A 15,559-nucleotide genomic window follows, 5' to 3' on the forward strand; every position below is an offset into this window, starting at 1 on the left:
AAACGGGCTTTTATTGTATTAGCTAATTGTTTTGTTGTAAATATTCCTATTTTTACAATACTCTTAAGCAGTCAATCCATGAAAATTGCAAAATACATTTTCTTACTCTTATTCCTCACGGGCATTGCTTTTACCGTATTTGTAGCTACCCAAGATGGTAATTATAGTGTTAAAGAAGATAAAATAATAGATGCCCCAAAAATAGTAGTATACAATTATGTTAACGACTATTCTAATTGGGAAGATATAAATATACTTACCGATACTAGTACGGTATATACACTTACAAGTGCCGAAACATCGGGTAAAGGAACAACAGCATCATGGAAATCAAATACTGCAGAGGGCAAATTACAAACTGTAGCAACTACGCAGGATAATATAAAACAATATGCCTATACCGAAAATGAAAAGCAAGAAATAACGTGGACGTTTAAAGATACCCTCGATAAAACCAAAGTAAGTATTAATATTAAGGGAAAGCTTAGTTTTACCGAAAAAGCTTATGCAGTATTACAAGGTGGCATTAAGAACGAGATTAGTGGTGAATTACAAAACGGACTCAACGGAATAAACCATACTATTACAGAACAAATTAACCATTATACTATTACAGTAATAGGAAAAACGGAGCGTGCAGCAACCAACTACATTGGCAAAGTAATGGTAGGAAACGTTAGTACTATTCCTGATACTAGAAACGATATTGTAACGAGATTATCTGATTTTATAGAAGATAATAACCTTACTCCAAACGGTAAGCCTTTTATATTATATAACAGATATAAATTTGACACCGATACCATAAGCTACACCATAGCGATTCCAATTATAGAAGATATTATTAACGAAGAGGGTAGCGAATTTGTAAGTGGAACATTAGTAGCATCGAGCGTTTTAAAAACAACATTAAACGGCAACCATTCGCAACTCGAAAAGGCTTGGAGAGCAGCAAAAAAATATACCGCTGAAAAAGAATTAAAAATTGACCGCACCCGAACCTACATGGAAGTTTACAGGCGTGGTAAGAAAAAATCCAGAAACCCATCGAGTTGGATTACAGATATTTATTTTCCTATTGCTACCCAACCTGATGTTATTGATAAGCCAAAATACGTACCACCACCGCCACCCGATCCAATAATAGAAGAAGTAACACCTGAAATGAATACAGTAGAACCAGTTTACGAGGAAGTTGAAGAAATGTTGCATATATACGAACGAGAAGCAGAATAACGCTTTACCTATTTAGGATGTATTTTATAGCAGTTTCGGCAGCATGTAACCCAAACAAACCTGGTATCCAACTATTAGTACCGTAAAAAGACTTTTTAAAGTTTTTACCATCGGTTACCTTTACACTTGTTTCATCAGGTACTTCTGTAGAAAACACCACCTTTATTCCTTTGGATATCCCTTCTTTCTTTAAGCGTTTTCGCATATTTTTAGCCAATGGGCAGTAACTTGTTTTACTTATATCGGTTACTTTAACTTTAGATGCTTCGTATTTTCCGCCTGCCCCCATATTACTTACCAATTTTACCTTTTTGCGCTTTGCAGCCATCATAAGGTTTAGTTTAGGAGTAATACTGTCAATACAGTCCAATACATAATCATATTCATCAGTAACCAGCTCATAAGCGCGCTCTGGCGATAAAAATTCTTTAATACGGGTTAACTTTAACTCAGGATTAATATCCATAAGCCTATCACCCACTACATCTACTTTAGGTTTCCCTACGGTACTGTGCAATGCGGGTAATTGCCTGTTAATATTGGTAGTATCTACCACATCACCATCTATAATAGTCATGCTTCCTACACCTGCTCTGGCAATAAATTCGGCAGCAAACGAGCCTACGCCGCCCATTCCTACTACCATTATATGCGCATTCTGTAATTTTTTAAGTCCTTCCTGTTTAAATAAGAGCTCGGCACGCTCCGTCCATTCAGCCATGCTTAAAAACCGTTTTAAAATTATTGGTTATTATATTCTTTAAATCTTCTACTTCAATAGTTCTAGCTATTGCTGCTTTCGTGTATACTTCCTGTAAACTTTCCTCAATAGTATCAGTTTCCAAAAAAAATTGATTATCGGGTACTTGTGCAAATACTGACGATAATTCGGGGTTACGCAATAGGTGTTTGCCAAACGAAAGGTAAAACCCTCTATCAAGCAATTGTTTAGCTACCTGACTATTTTTAGAAAAACCGTGTACTACCATAGGCACATTAGGTTGTATTCTGGCAGTAATTTCGAGTAATTCCTGAAAAGCTGCAACCAAGTGTAATACTACAGGTTTATTGTACTTTTTTGCTAAGCGCAATTGTTTTTCAAAAATAGCTTGTTGTACCTCAATTGGTATTTCAATACGTTTGTCCAAACCGCACTCGCCTAGTGCTAAACAATTGTCCATTTGTAAACGTTGTTCTATTATTGCTAAATGCTCCTCTACCCTACCCTCATCAATATGCCAAGGGTGTATTCCTGTAGAAAAATACGGTACATCTATTGCCTCGTAGGGATAACGATTGACTACCTCAAAAATAGTAGCATCATTAGAATAGTTGTGTGTATGGAGATTGTAAAGCATCTGTACAAATTTACTAAAGCGGAAAGTTTATGATATTACTCCACTACCCAAAAGTTCGTCATCGTTATACCAAGCAGCAAATTGCCCTTCAGTTATGGCACTTTGCGGTTCGGTAAAAGCAATGTACATACCATTATCAAACTGGTGTAACGTTGCTTTTTGCAGGGGTTGGCGGTAGCGTATGCGTACCATTACCTCCATAGTTTCGCCATCTTTTAAGGCTAAATCCTCACGTATCCAGTGCACTTCGCTTTGTTGTATAAACAATGCTTTACGGAATAATCCTGGGTGGGTGTTTCCTTGCCCAGTGTATATTGCGTTGCTATCTACATCGGTAGCTATAATAAACAATGCCTCTTTTGTACCGCCTACGTTTAGCCCTTTGCGCTGCCCTATAGTAAAATAATGCGCCCCTTGGTGCTTACCAACAGGTTTGCCCATATTGGGGGTATAGTTGGTATTTTTAGCTTCGTAGGCTAGTTGCTCTTTTATTGATGCAAACTGCGGTACTGATGCTTTATACGTATCGGCATCAGCATCAATTTCGTATATAGTGCCCTCTTTGGGTTGTAGTTGTTGCTGTAAAAAATCGGGCAGGCGTACTTTACCGATGAAACAAAGCCCTTGCGAATCTTTTTTCTCGGCAGTAATCAATTCCATTTTAGTTGCTATTTCGCGTACTTGTGGCTTAGTGAGTTCGCCTATAGGGAATAGGGCTTTGCTTAATTGTTGCTGTGATAATTGGCATAAGAAGTACGATTGGTCTTTATTACGATCTACACCTGCTAATAGTTGATGTATTTGTTGTCCATCTTTGGTTATGGTAGCTTTACGGCAATAGTGCCCTGTAGCCACGTAATCGGCACCAAGACTTAGTGCGATTTTCATGAATACATCAAACTTAATTTCTCTGTTACAAAGTACATCAGGGTTGGGTGTTCTGCCCTTTTCGTACTCGTTAAACATATAATCTACAATACGCTCTTTGTACTGCTCGCTTAAATCTACTGTTTGGAAAGGTATGCCTAGTTTTTCGGCAACCAAAAGGGCGTCGTTACTATCTTCAAGCCACGGGCATTCATCGGATATGGTAACCGAATCGTCATGCCAGTTTTTCATAAACAAGCCAATAACCTCGTAACCTTGCTCCTTTAGCAAGTAGGCTGCCACACTTGAATCTACTCCGCCAGATAATCCTACTACTACACGCTTCATTATTATTCTTTCTAAAAATTGCTGCAAAGATAAAGCAATTTTCACTATTTACTCTCTTATGCGCTCTAGCTCTATTTTTAGGTTGGTTTTATCTTCTTCTTTTACGAGTTTACCATTTTCAAAATATTGCCAGATGCCTGTTTTTATATCATTTTTAAATTCGCCTTTACTGGATATTTCGCCCGTAGCATCTCTAAAAATAACCATACCGTGTAACTTGTCATTTTTGTATATGGATTCTTCTAATAGTATGCCTTCTTCTGTATATTTTTTGTACGCGCCATTTTTCATACCGTTCTGGTACTGCGCTTCTTCGGCAATTTCGCCATTGGTAAAATATACTTTCCGCGTACCTGTAAGTTTGCCTTTGCTGTAATGCTCTACCGATAGTACTTTTTTTGTACCGGGATAGTAAAAATACCATTTGCCATCTCGCAGTCTATTCACTTCTGAGCCCTCGCTCAATACATTCCCTTTATCGTCGTAAAAGGTAGTACGCGATACACCATCGCCCGATGAAAAATCGCGGGTTGCTACCAGGGTACTGTTTTTATCGTTTTTAAAAAATTTAAATACTCCAACCTCTTTACCGTGTTTAAATTCGCCGTCATAACGGGGTAATTGCGTGTTTTTATACACCCCTTCCCACTTACCATGACGTTTGCCGTTGGCATCGAATGCATTACTTTGTGCAACAAGGGTAGTGCTTAGTACGAATAAAACGAGTATTGCTATAAATTTTATATTCATTTTAAAAAACATCTGTTTTATGTTAACCTCAAATATCGTTTTTTTATTGCAATGCAAAATGCATTCGTTATAAAAAAAGCACTCCGAAGAGTGCTTTTGGTTTTTATTTTTTGATTTGCTTGTTTTTTTGCTGCTCTTGTGCTTGCTCCATCATAGCTTGCATACGCTGCTGAAACTTACCTTGTTTTTTCGGTTTCGCTTTGTGCTCTTGTATCATGGCATGTACTTTATCTTCTTTTACGATGTAATTTTTAATTACAAACATAATTCCTATAGTAATAAGGTTAGAGATGAAATAATATAAACTTAAACCCGATGCATAGTTGTTAAAGAATATAAGCATCATTACTGGCGAGATGTATATCATTACTTTCATAATCTTGCCCATATCAGGCATACCCTCTTGTGGTGGTTGTGCCATACTTTGGTCGCCCGTTGTCATTTTCATATAAAAGAAAATGGCTAACGATGCTAGTATTGGAAATAAACTTACGTGGTTACCATAAAATGGGATATAAAATGGTAGGTGTGCGATAGAATCGTACGACGATAGGTCGTCTGCCCAAAGGAAACTTTTTTGCCTTAAATCAAAATACGACGGAAAGAACTGGAAAAGTGCATAAAAAACGGGTATTTGCATTAGGGCGGGTAAACATCCTGCCATAGGGCTAACACCTGCTTTGTTATACAGCTTCATGGTTTCCTGCTGCTTCTTCATTGGGTCTTTTTTGTACTTCTCGTTAAGCTCAGCAATTTCAGGACGAATTACTTTCATTTTGGCTTGCGATAGGTACGACTTATAGGTAATAGGCGACATTACAAGCCTTACCAATATGGTAAAGATTATAATGGCAATACCGTAAGGAATAAAGCTACTTAACGCACCAAATAATGGGATGAATATGTAACGGTTTATCCAACCGAAGATGCCCCAGCCTAGTGGCATAACCTCATCTAAATTTCTGTCGTAGCTATTTAATATTTTATAATCCGACGGACCGTAGTACCAATTCATGTTATAACTCAATTCGCCACCTTTAAACGCTAATGGTACTTTGGCTACAAAGTTTTTAGTAAATGTGGTATCTATCTCCTCATCCTTTACTAGATTTTCCGATTTTAAATCAGCTGTTTTAAAAGGGGTATCCGTTAATAGTATAGAAGTAAAGAAATGTTGTTTGTAGGCAATATAGGTAACATCTTCGGCTATTTCGGCATCTGCACTACCTTGCCCTAAATAATCGTCTTTGCCATCTTCGTATTCGTAAACAAGTTCGGTATAACGGTTTTCATAGGTTACACTTTTAGCATTTCTGTATCCTTTAAGTTGCCACTCTAAATCAATAGGTTTGGATGTATTTACAACATTTGAAAGCCCTTGTGTACGGATAGAAAAATCCATCATGTACTCGTTAGGCTTTACTACGTAACGATACTCCAAATACTGTTCTGCTCCTGCTTTTAGGCGCATGGTAAGTACCTGATTATCGCCATCTTTACTCAATACAGGTTCAAAATGTAAATCTTGTGTATTTAGTATGCGATTATCTTTGGTTTGGAATTGCAGGTTTAAATTAGCGTTATTATCGTGTATTAGCTTTACTGGTTTACCCGAACCTTCGTGTATTTGCTCGAAGTTGTTTAGCCTAGCCGATGTAATATATCCACCTTTGTTAGCTATTTTTAAGGTTAATAGACCGTTGGTTATCTCGGTAGCCTCTGTTGCTTTTGCCGATGGTAGCGTAGCACTGTACGCAAATGCACCTAAAGCATTTTTGTATTCTGCTGCGCTTACCTCTGGAGTGGTAGCTGTACTATCGTTAGCAACTGGGGTATCGTTTTCATTTTCTGTTAACTGCTGTTGCTTTTCGCTTTCTACCTGCTCTTTCTTTTCTTGCTCTAATCGTTGTGCTTCGGCATCGGATGATTGATTGTATAACATCCATATTAGGAGTAGCATTATTAAACCAAACCCAACTAACGTTTTAACGTCAAATTTCTTTTCTTCCATTTATTCTAAATTGTTTCTCTTATCTAGTTTTGCTGCCACAGCAATAATATAATTAGTTTTTGCCTGATACGGCTGCTTGTACAAAATGTACAAACAACGGGTGCGGATTGGCTACGGTACTTTTGTACTCTGGGTGATATTGTACGCCTACAAAAAACGGATGTTTTTCTAACTCTACTACTTCTACCAGCCCCGTATCTGGGTTAATACCCGATGTTTTTAAACCTGCTTGCTCCAATGCCTCTTTGTAAGCACTGTTAAACTCGTAACGGTGGCGGTGCCTTTCTTCTATTTCGCTACTCGCGTATATTTTACTCGCTAACGAGCCTTCTTGTAAACTACATTTCCAAGCTCCTAAACGCATTGTACCTCCCTTATCCGTTACACTTTTTTGTGCTTCCATAATATTAATAACAGGGTTGTTGGTACTTGCATTCATCTCTGTAGAGTTGGCATCTTTTAAGCCCATTACATTTCTAGAGTACTCTATAACCGCCATTTGCATCCCTAAACATATCCCTAAAAACGGTATATTGTTTTCTCTGGCATAACGTACTGTTTCTATTTTTCCCTCTATGCCACGCTCTCCAAAACCAGGCGCTACCACAATACCATGTAGTCCTTTTAATTTCTCGGATACATTATCTTTATCTACGTACTCCGAGTGGATGCTAACTACATTTACTTTGGTCTCATTAATAGAGCCAGCATGTATAAATGCTTCCAATATGGACTTATACGAATCTTGTAACTCTACGTACTTCCCTACCAAACCAATATTTACGGTGTGTTTAGGGTTTTTCAGTTTAAACAAAAACTCGTTCCATTGTTTTAAATCGGGCGTGTTCTTTTTCGGTAAATCTAGCTTTTTTAATGCTACTTTATCCAATCCTTCTTCAAGCATTAAATTAGGCACATCGTATATGGTAGAGGCATCTATCGATTGTATTACTGCCTCACTTTTTACGTTGCAAAACAATGCTAACTTCTGTCTCAAATCGCTAGAAAGCTCATGCTCAGTACGACACACTAAAATATCGGCTTTTATACCGCTTTCCATTAATGTTTTTACCGAGTGTTGCGTTGGCTTTGTTTTTAACTCGCCAGCAGCAGCAAGGAATGGTACTAGGGTTAAATGAATAACAATACCATTGTTCTCGCCCAGTTCCCAAACTAATTGTCTTACTGATTCTATGTACGGTAACGACTCAATATCACCTACTGTACCGCCTATTTCTGTAATTACTATATCATAATCGCCACTATGCCCTAATTGCTGCATGCGGTCTTTAATCTCGTTGGTAATATGTGGCACTACCTGTACCGTTTTACCTAAAAATTCTCCTCGTCGTTCCTTTTCTATAACCGATAGGTATACCCTACCTGTTGTAACATTATTTGCCTGCGACGTAGGTACGTTTAAAAAACGCTCGTAATGCCCCAAATCCAAATCCGTTTCTGCACCATCATCTGTTACGTAGCACTCGCCATGCTCGTAAGGGTTAAGCGTTCCAGGGTCTACGTTAATATACGGATCAAATTTTTGTATCGTTGTTCTGTATCCACGCGCCTGCAATAATTTTGCCAACGAAGCCGCTATAATTCCTTTTCCTAAGGAAGAAGTAACACCTCCTGTAACAAAAATATACTTTGTTTGATTCATTATATTGTTTGTTGTGTTGTTGTAGTTGTAAAAAACGAGGCAAAAGTACGAAAATTAATTGATGTATATTTCAATTAATCCATGTAACAACAGTTTACTATTATAACAAATTATGGGGTGTAATATGTTACGATAGCATTACGGTTTTGGGTATTGTGCTTTAATGGTTCGGACGATACTTTCAAGTCCATTAACTTTCAGTTCGTACACTTGTTGTAGTTGTTGCCCTAATTGTCCTTTTGGAAATCCTTTTGAGTGGTACCACACTACATAATACTCAGGCAAATCTATAAGATATCGTCCTTCGTATTTACCAAAAGGCATTTTAGTGTGCGCCAACTTTATTAAAAAGTCTTTTTGTTTATCTAACGAAAGTTCTTCCAAGCAGTTATAATTATTACCAATTAAACGTTATAACTTTTTCGATATCAGGATGCAAACTTTGGTACACTGGGCAGGCTAAAGCAGTGCGTTCTAATATTATTTTTGCCTTCTCATCGGCATCACACTGCATGGTAATAGTAACTTCTATTTTGGCTATTCGTCGCGGATCAGACTGCATGTGTTTGGTAACCTCAGCAACCGAATCCGTCATGCTAATGCCCATATCGCGTGCTTTTATTCCCATAACGGTTAGTATACAGCTTGCTAGTGCATTGGCAACCGTATCGGTGGGCGAAAATGCTTCGCCTTTGCCATTGTTATCAAGCGGAGCATCAGAAAGTATTTCGCTACCTGATTTTAGGTGTACCGAATTGGTTCTTAAATTGCCAAGGTAGGTTACTTTAGATGTCATGATTATTGGTGTTAGTCTTCTATAAAGAAACGGTTTTCTTCTTCAAATTCTGTTTCCTCTATTTCGGCAGTCGGTAAGGCTACTTGCTTTACGGTAAGATTTTCGTCGAAATGCATAATGTAAATACCCGTATTGCGATATCCGTTATCTTCCATAATATATGAAAACTTATTATCTATCTGCTCCGATTCTACAGTATTCATAACTTTTTCAAAAGGTTCTTCCTGAAATAATCGTAGTATAATATCAAATGTAACATCAAAACCTCTAGTGGCAAATTGGTTGGGCATGCGTCCGTTCTTCTCTCTAAAAGCTTTAGCAAACTGCACTTTCTGAGGCGTATCGCTATCGTTAGTTACCGATGGGTATAGCATTTTAAGTGCAGTAAGCCTTGTTAGTGGTATCTCGGCACTCTCGAATATTGAATTATTTTCGGGTACTGCTAGTTGTATAGGGTACTCCGCTAATAGTTTTGCTAATAATTTTACCGTATTTATAGCTAAACCTGTACGTTCTGTTTCCAGTACCACATAATTTGTTTGGTCTTTAACTAACATTGCCTTAAAAGCAGCTTCGTCAATAGCACCTTTTTCATTCAGCACTACAAGTTTTACGCTAGGATAACGTTCTTTTATATAATTTCGAGAGCTTACTTTTTTGGTATCGGTAATAGCGAGCACGTTACCACCTTGCGCCAATATATAATTGAACAGAATGCGCTTAGCATCGGTAGTAGAGGGTACTGATTGAAAAAGGTTAGGGTATTTTTTTTGATAATCTTTAGAGAGTGGCGATACTACAGGTATATTACCTAATAATGATGCTGTTGTTTCTACATTTTTGGGGAAGAAAGGTCCTATAACTACATCGGTAGTATGCAACTTGCTTTTAATGTTTACAATGTCGCAACTCTTAGTTGTTTCTTTTGTATCCAGTATTTTTACACGAAGTGGTAGTCCTAATGCATCCGCAGAGTCTATAGCCATTAATGCTCCTGCATAAAAATCGAGCGTTAAGTTTAAAAACCTATCATTTCTGAGTAATTGTGCGCGTGCTGTATCTGCTTTAATCCTATCTAAATTAAAAGGCAATAGCAACGCTATTTCTTTGGGCATTTTACGTACTAACGATTTTGTTAAATCGGTAGTTCTGTTATTATTTATTATAGTATTGGGTGTTGTTGTAGCATCTATAACTGCTGATGTGGCTTTTGGCAGTTTTAACTGCATTCCCTCTTTTAGTCCATCCTTAGCTTCGGGGTTTAATGCAAGAATCTCCTCTTTGGTTAAACCTGTTTTTTTACCAAGGTTATAAAACGTTTCTTTTGGTCGTACTACATATATCATATAGTTCGGGTCGGGCACTATTTCTGTAATCGAAATCTGGTTGTTTACTACTTTATTGGTAACCAATTTTAATTTGTAACCTAGCGGTAAAACATCTACAACTTCTGGGTTAAGTTCTTCAATAAGCTGTACCGTCATGTTGTACTCGCGCGCTATAGAGTATTTTGTTTCTCCAGTAACAACAGTATGGTAAATGTAGCCATCTGCATTAGGTTTAGCATCTATTTTTTCTGCTTTTTTAATCTGTGCCGTAATAGGACTTCCTTTTATAGGTATAATAATCTCCTGCCCTATCTGTAAATCGTCTTTGGTTGTAGTGGGGTTAGCTTTCTCAATATCGCCAACAGCTACATTATATTTTTTAGAGAGGCTGTAAAATGTTTCTGAAGGTTGTAATACATGAATGGTATTAACCACTTTACTAGGCTGGGTTTTTAAAGGTTTAACCGTTTGTATTGTACCCGATGTAGGTATGAGTAATACCATATGCTCGGTAATACCATTTTTAGCATCAGGATTTAGCCTGTGTATATCGTAGGGAGTAACTCTATATTTTTTTGCTATTTCTTTTACACTTTCGCCTTTGGTAACCGTATGCTTTTTATAGGTTTGCGAAAAAGCAGTGGTAGCAAAAAGTAGTACTGCAAAAAATAAAAATACTCGTGTTTTCATTATACTCATGTAAAAAATTAAGCCGTTACAAAGTTAACTTTTGTAACGACTTTATAACAAATTTTATTTTTATATTATGAAATTATCTTGCTAATATAAAACATTATATCGTTGGCTATTCAGCCGCACCAGGCATAATGGTTAATTTTTGCCCTGTTTGCAAACCATGCTTTAGCTTACGTTTATTATATTCTTCAATTGCCGCTACAGTGGTGTTGTACTTGCGCGCGAGCCCCATAAGTGTTTCGCCCGACTGTACGTCGTGTACTATGGTGCCTTCCATAGTTTCAGGGGTTGGTCCTGCGGGTATGGTAAGTTCCTGCCCTATTTGTAAACCGTTACGCAATTTAGATGCATTGGCATCGGTTATTGCTTTTATAGTAGTATTATAACGTCTGCTTAACCCTGTTAGTGTTTGCCCCGATGTTACTGTGTGCTTTACTTCAAAAACACCATTTTTGGGTAATTCGGTTGGCTTTGTCGTAATAACTTCAGATGGCTCTATAATTGTTTCTTCTATTGCTACCTCTGGAGCTACTTCTTCAACCTCAACAATTTCAGTTTCAACTACCGTTTCCTTCACTACTTCTTCACTAAGCGGTTTAACTTGCTTAAATGGTATTGGCTCTGCTTTTTCAAGTACGGTAGTAGATTGTGGTTTTGCATCGAGGGGTTTCTTTGCCGTAGTATCTGCATATAATTTAGAGGCTCTTTCCATCTTAGCCCTTAATGCATCACTAACAGGTATTCGCAGCATCATTCCCTGAGCTATACCATCCGAAATACCTGCATTTATAGCATAGATTTCTGACGGACGAACAAGATACTTTTTTGCAATTAGTGCCACTGTTTCTCCAAGCGAAACTTTATGGATAATTATTTCTTCTTGCGCATTCTCTATGGCAGCTTTAGTTGCAGACGATTCCTGAGCAATGGTATTAGTGAGTATGAAACTCATAATTAACAATGCAACTATATTCTTATTCATATATCTAGGATTTAGAATGTTGGTGTTAAAATTTACACACGGGCACTTGCCCAATAAATAGTAACAATAGCTGTATTAAAATTTGATGTATTAAAACGGGGGTGTCGTTGTAAAATCATGCTAACATAAACAATATTTTGCTTACGCTTTTATCTTAAAAAATCATACTTCAAAAATTTTATGGTATCTACAAAGTTATATTTTATTTTTATTATTCCCACTCTATAGTAGCAGGTGGTTTAGAGCTAATATCATATACTACCCTATTTACGCCTTTTACTTTATTAATTATCTCGTTAGATACTTTCATTAAAAAATCGTACGGAAGGTGTACCCAATCAGCAGTCATACCGTCTGTAGATTCTACTGCACGTAAAGCTACCACTTTTTCGTAAGTACGCTCATCGCCCATTACTCCTACGCTGTTTACAGGCAATAATATTGCTCCTGCCTGCCAAACTTTATCGTACAATCCGTTCGATTTTAATCCTTCAATAAATATCGCATCTACATCCTGCAAAATACGTACTTTTTCTGGAGTAATATCGCCTAATATTCGTATTGATAATCCAGGTCCAGGAAATGGATGCCTACCTAGTAATTCAGCATCTATACCTAATGATGCGCCTACACGGCGAACTTCATCTTTAAATAACATACGCAGCGGCTCTACAACTTTTAACTTCATAAAGTCGGGCAAACCACCTACGTTATGATGCGATTTTATAGTTGCTGATGGTCCGTTTACTGAAACCGACTCAATAACGTCTGGGTAAATAGTACCTTGCGCTAACCATTTAACATCGGTAAGTTGGTGTGCCTCATCATCAAACACCTCTATAAATACCCTACCTATAATTTTACGTTTTGTTTCTGGGTCGTCTACACCTTTTAATTGGGATAAGAAACGCTCAGATGCATCTACACCCTTTACGTTAAGCCCCATATCTTTATACTGGTGTAATACACTTTCAAACTCGTTTTTACGGAGTAATCCGTTATTTACAAATATGCAATATAAGTTTTTCCCTATTGCTTTATTTAATAATACTGCTGCCACAGTAGAATCAACCCCTCCTGATAAACCAAGTACTACCTTATCGTCCTGAATTTTCTCTTTTAACTCCTTTACAATGTCATCTACAAAAGTATCAGGTGTAAAGTTTTGCGGTACCTCAGCTATTTTTACCAAAAAGTTTTCTAGCATTTGTTTACCATCGGTAGAGTGGTATACTTCGGGGTGAAATTGTATTGCATAAGTAGTTTCGCCCTCTATTTTATACGCTGCGTTTTCTACATCTTTAGTACTAGCAAGTCGTACGCCGTTTTCTGGCAATTGCTTAATAGTATCACTATGGCTCATCCATACTTGGCTACCAACCGTTACACCTTCAAAAAATGACTCTTGCTCTTTAATATACGATAAATTGGCACGACCGTATTCCCTAATGTTACTCGGTTTAACCTCACCACCATGAAAATGTGCTAAATACTGTGCACCATAACATACTGCTAGCAATGGCATTTTACCTCTAATTTCAGAGAGGTCTGGGTGCGGTGCATCTTCTGCTCTTACAGAGAAAGGACTACCCGAGAGTATTACAGCTTTGTAGGATGATAAATCTTGTGGAGGATTGTTATAAGGAAAAATTTCGCAAAATATATTCAGTTCGCGAACCCTTCTCGCAATTAGTTGTGTGTATTGCGATCCGAAATCTAAAATTAGTACGTTGTGTTGCATGCGCAAAAATAACTATAATATTAATAAATAGAAATGTGATGCTAATTTTTTATTTTTCATTTAATATGAATCAAACAACAAACTACAGTAGCGCATCTTTTATACAATTAATATTGTATTTTTAGTACCTTTAAAAGGTTAATATTCAACGGCATGAAAAAACAGATACTACTACTATTCCTATTTCTTTCTGGACTAATGTACAGTCAAACCCCTGAATTTACCGCACCTGATTACGAATTGATTGAGAAAAATGTAAATACCGAAAAGTCACCCCTTAACTTTGAGACCCTTTTTGAACGCTATACCAAGGCTGATACAACCATGACATTACAAGAGAAGCGGCATTTGTACTACGGCTATTCGTTTCAGGAAGAATATTCGCCCTATAGTAGATCTCCAGCCGAAAAGAAGCTTAGGGAAGTACTCCAAAAAGAAAATGCGGATAAAAGTGACTTAGAAAAAATTATAACATATACCGATACTATTTTAGCCCAATATCCTTTTAGCCTGCGCATGAAAGAATACCGTATGTACTCGTTTAGCGAATTGGGCAAACCCTTAGAATTGGAGAAAGAGAAAGCACAAGCCAGTATTATTATAGATGCTATTTTAAGTACTGGCGATGGTACAACTGAGGAAACTTGTTTTTATGTAATTACTACTGCAAATGAATATGAAATAATAAATTTGTTAGGATTTAGCTTTGGCGGAAGCCAATCGCTTATAGGTGGGCGATACGATTACCTTACAGTAGCCGAAAACCCCTATGAGTTAGGAGGTTTTTATTTTGATATTACTCGTAGTTTACACTCATTAAAATTTTAAAATTATGCATTACACTTGCGAAATTAGTATTAACAGACCTGTAGCCGAAGTTGTTGCCGCTTTTGAGAACCCTGATAATTTAAAATTGTGGATGGACGGTTTACAGCATTTTGAACACATTAGTGGTGAGGTGGGTACAGAGGGTGCAAAAACCTTATTGTAATTTAAAATGGGCAAGCGCGAAATGAAAATGACCGAAACTATACTTAAAAATAATTTACCCCAAGAATACAGAGCAGTATACGAAACAAAAGGGGTGTACAACACCATACGGAACAGTTTTGTACCCGAATCGGAAACCAGTACGCGATACATTGCCGAAAATACTTTTAAATTTGAGGGCTTCATGAAATTTATTGGTTTTACAATGCCTGGGGCTTTTAAAAAACAAAGTATGAAGTACCTTACTAGTTTTAAAAACTTTGTAGAGAAACAGAATACGTAACCAATTAAATAACTCAAAAAAATGACACAAATTAATCCTTACATTGCCTTTAAAGGCAACTGCGAAGAGGCGTTTAACTTTTACAAATCTGTTTTTGGTGGTGAGTTTACCTATATATCGCGTTTTGGCGAAATGCCCGAAAGCGATGGGTATACAGTACCCGAAGCAGAAAAAGCAATGATAATGCACGTTTCGTTACCCATAGGTACAACTACCCTTATGGGAAGCGATACGCCTGTAGCCTACCGAAACAATAGTATTGTTGGTAACAATATATCAGTATCCTTTAACACCAATAGCGAAAAAGAAGCTCATGACGTTTTTAACGGATTAGCAGAAGGCGGCAATGTACTCACGCCACTAGCCAAAACCTTTTGGGCACCGTTATTTGGTATGCTAACCGATAAATTTGGTATTAATTGGATGATTAACTGGGAAGGGTAAAATTGTACGGGAGTACATACTATAGGGCTGCATAGGTCGTTTGGCTTATGCAGCCTTTTCTTTTGC

The 15,559-nt window shown here is 37.3% G+C and carries 16 protein-coding genes; 5 read left to right on the forward strand and 11 right to left on the reverse strand.

The window, feature by feature from the left end; genetic code table 11:
• Window positions 1-78 precede the first annotated feature (78 nt).
• Window positions 79-1,236 (forward strand): effector binding domain-containing protein, encoded by a 1,158-nt coding sequence (locus K1I41_RS11495; RefSeq protein WP_220640481.1) that lies wholly within the window; start codon window positions 79-81, stop codon window positions 1,234-1,236.
• Window positions 1,237-1,240: 4 nt separating this feature from the next.
• On the opposite strand, the gene K1I41_RS11500 is transcribed toward K1I41_RS11495, so the two are convergent.
• The 11 genes from K1I41_RS11500 to guaA all read right to left on the reverse strand — a co-directional run bounded on the left by K1I41_RS11500 (window position 1,241) and on the right by guaA (window position 13,776).
• Window positions 1,241-1,957, reverse strand: a complete 717-nt coding sequence (locus tag K1I41_RS11500; RefSeq protein WP_220640482.1) for a tRNA threonylcarbamoyladenosine dehydratase — start codon at window positions 1,955-1,957, stop codon at window positions 1,241-1,243.
• Entirely contained in the window at window positions 1,950-2,594 is a 645-nt protein-coding gene (locus K1I41_RS11505) for a TatD family hydrolase (protein ID WP_220640483.1), read from the reverse strand. The genes K1I41_RS11500 and K1I41_RS11505 overlap by 8 nt, the downstream gene beginning before the upstream one ends.
• A gap of 27 nt (window positions 2,595-2,621) precedes the next feature.
• On the reverse strand, window positions 2,622-3,809 hold the full coding sequence (gene mnmA / locus K1I41_RS11510) for a tRNA 2-thiouridine(34) synthase MnmA (protein ID WP_374106918.1): 1,188 nt from the start codon (window positions 3,807-3,809) through the stop codon (window positions 2,622-2,624).
• Window positions 3,810-3,857: 48 nt separating this feature from the next.
• Entirely contained in the window at window positions 3,858-4,559 is a 702-nt protein-coding gene (locus K1I41_RS11515; protein ID WP_220640484.1) for a toxin-antitoxin system YwqK family antitoxin, read from the reverse strand.
• A 103-nt stretch (window positions 4,560-4,662) separates the two neighbouring features.
• A complete protein-coding gene (gene yidC / locus K1I41_RS11520; RefSeq protein ID WP_220640485.1) occupies window positions 4,663-6,570 on the reverse strand; it encodes a membrane protein insertase YidC in 1,908 nt (635 codons plus the stop codon).
• A 52-nt stretch (window positions 6,571-6,622) separates the two neighbouring features.
• Complete coding sequence (gene pyrG, locus K1I41_RS11525) at window positions 6,623-8,233, reverse strand: CTP synthase (protein ID WP_220640486.1); 1,611 nt, start codon at window positions 8,231-8,233, stop codon at window positions 6,623-6,625.
• Between the two features lie 138 nt (window positions 8,234-8,371).
• A complete protein-coding gene (locus tag K1I41_RS11530) occupies window positions 8,372-8,617 on the reverse strand; it encodes a DUF3820 family protein (protein WP_255566931.1) in 246 nt (81 codons plus the stop codon).
• A 13-nt stretch (window positions 8,618-8,630) separates the two neighbouring features.
• The gene (locus K1I41_RS11535; protein ID WP_220640487.1) at window positions 8,631-9,029 is read right to left on the reverse strand and encodes an OsmC family protein; all 399 of its coding nucleotides are present in this window, start codon (window positions 9,027-9,029) and stop codon (window positions 8,631-8,633) included.
• Between the two features lie 11 nt (window positions 9,030-9,040).
• The gene (locus tag K1I41_RS11540; protein WP_220640488.1) at window positions 9,041-11,047 is read right to left on the reverse strand and encodes a LysM peptidoglycan-binding domain-containing protein; all 2,007 of its coding nucleotides are present in this window, start codon (window positions 11,045-11,047) and stop codon (window positions 9,041-9,043) included.
• 115 nt (window positions 11,048-11,162) lie between these two features.
• The gene (locus tag K1I41_RS11545; RefSeq protein ID WP_220640489.1) at window positions 11,163-12,035 is read right to left on the reverse strand and encodes a LysM peptidoglycan-binding domain-containing protein; all 873 of its coding nucleotides are present in this window, start codon (window positions 12,033-12,035) and stop codon (window positions 11,163-11,165) included.
• Window positions 12,036-12,246: 211 nt separating this feature from the next.
• Entirely contained in the window at window positions 12,247-13,776 is a 1,530-nt protein-coding gene (guaA, locus tag K1I41_RS11550; protein WP_220640490.1) for a glutamine-hydrolyzing GMP synthase, read from the reverse strand.
• 153 nt (window positions 13,777-13,929) lie between these two features.
• Here guaA and K1I41_RS11555 point away from each other — a divergent pair, with 153 nt between their 5' ends.
• From K1I41_RS11555 to K1I41_RS11565, 4 genes are read left to right on the forward strand one after another with little or no spacing between them, the layout of a single operon-like run.
• A complete protein-coding gene (locus tag K1I41_RS11555) occupies window positions 13,930-14,604 on the forward strand; it encodes a DUF4919 domain-containing protein (protein WP_220640491.1) in 675 nt (224 codons plus the stop codon).
• A 4-nt stretch (window positions 14,605-14,608) separates the two neighbouring features.
• Entirely contained in the window at window positions 14,609-14,767 is a 159-nt protein-coding gene (locus tag K1I41_RS12460) for an SRPBCC family protein (RefSeq protein ID WP_255566932.1), read from the forward strand.
• A gap of 6 nt (window positions 14,768-14,773) precedes the next feature.
• Window positions 14,774-15,049, forward strand: coding sequence for a hypothetical protein (locus K1I41_RS12465; RefSeq protein ID WP_255566933.1), 276 nt, complete (start codon window positions 14,774-14,776; stop codon window positions 15,047-15,049).
• 21 nt (window positions 15,050-15,070) lie between these two features.
• Window positions 15,071-15,493, forward strand: coding sequence for a VOC family protein (locus tag K1I41_RS11565; protein WP_220640492.1), 423 nt, complete (start codon window positions 15,071-15,073; stop codon window positions 15,491-15,493).
• The last annotated feature ends 66 nt before the right edge of the window (window positions 15,494-15,559 follow it).

Origin of the sequence: Flavobacterium litorale (genome assembly GCF_019613795.1) — a bacterium.
GTDB classification, from domain to species: domain Bacteria; phylum Bacteroidota; class Bacteroidia; order Flavobacteriales; family Flavobacteriaceae; genus Flavobacterium; species Flavobacterium litorale.

Excerpts from the sequence above, each read along its gene's own strand:
- K1I41_RS11565 (WP_220640492.1), top strand. The coding sequence starts at position 15,071 with ATGACACAAATTAATCCTTACATTGCCTTTAAAGGCAACTGCGAAGAG.
- mnmA (WP_374106918.1), bottom strand. The coding sequence starts at position 3,809 with ATGAAGCGTGTAGTAGTAGGATTATCTGGCGGAGTAGATTCAAGTGTG.
- K1I41_RS11505 (WP_220640483.1), bottom strand. The coding sequence starts at position 2,594 with ATGCTTTACAATCTCCATACACACAACTATTCTAATGATGCTACTATT.
- K1I41_RS11555 (WP_220640491.1), top strand. The coding sequence starts at position 13,930 with ATGAAAAAACAGATACTACTACTATTCCTATTTCTTTCTGGACTAATG.
- K1I41_RS11535 (WP_220640487.1), bottom strand. The coding sequence starts at position 9,029 with ATGACATCTAAAGTAACCTACCTTGGCAATTTAAGAACCAATTCGGTA.
- K1I41_RS11515 (WP_220640484.1), bottom strand. The coding sequence starts at position 4,559 with ATGAATATAAAATTTATAGCAATACTCGTTTTATTCGTACTAAGCACT.
- K1I41_RS11500 (WP_220640482.1), bottom strand. The coding sequence starts at position 1,957 with ATGGCTGAATGGACGGAGCGTGCCGAGCTCTTATTTAAACAGGAAGGA.
- K1I41_RS11495 (WP_220640481.1), top strand. The coding sequence starts at position 79 with ATGAAAATTGCAAAATACATTTTCTTACTCTTATTCCTCACGGGCATT.
- K1I41_RS11545 (WP_220640489.1), bottom strand. The coding sequence starts at position 12,035 with ATGAATAAGAATATAGTTGCATTGTTAATTATGAGTTTCATACTCACT.
- pyrG (WP_220640486.1), bottom strand. The coding sequence starts at position 8,233 with ATGAATCAAACAAAGTATATTTTTGTTACAGGAGGTGTTACTTCTTCC.
- K1I41_RS12465 (WP_255566933.1), top strand. The coding sequence starts at position 14,774 with ATGGGCAAGCGCGAAATGAAAATGACCGAAACTATACTTAAAAATAAT.
- guaA (WP_220640490.1), bottom strand. The coding sequence starts at position 13,776 with ATGCAACACAACGTACTAATTTTAGATTTCGGATCGCAATACACACAA.
- K1I41_RS11540 (WP_220640488.1), bottom strand. The coding sequence starts at position 11,047 with ATGAAAACACGAGTATTTTTATTTTTTGCAGTACTACTTTTTGCTACC.
- K1I41_RS12460 (WP_255566932.1), top strand. The coding sequence starts at position 14,609 with ATGCATTACACTTGCGAAATTAGTATTAACAGACCTGTAGCCGAAGTT.
- yidC (WP_220640485.1), bottom strand. The coding sequence starts at position 6,570 with ATGGAAGAAAAGAAATTTGACGTTAAAACGTTAGTTGGGTTTGGTTTA.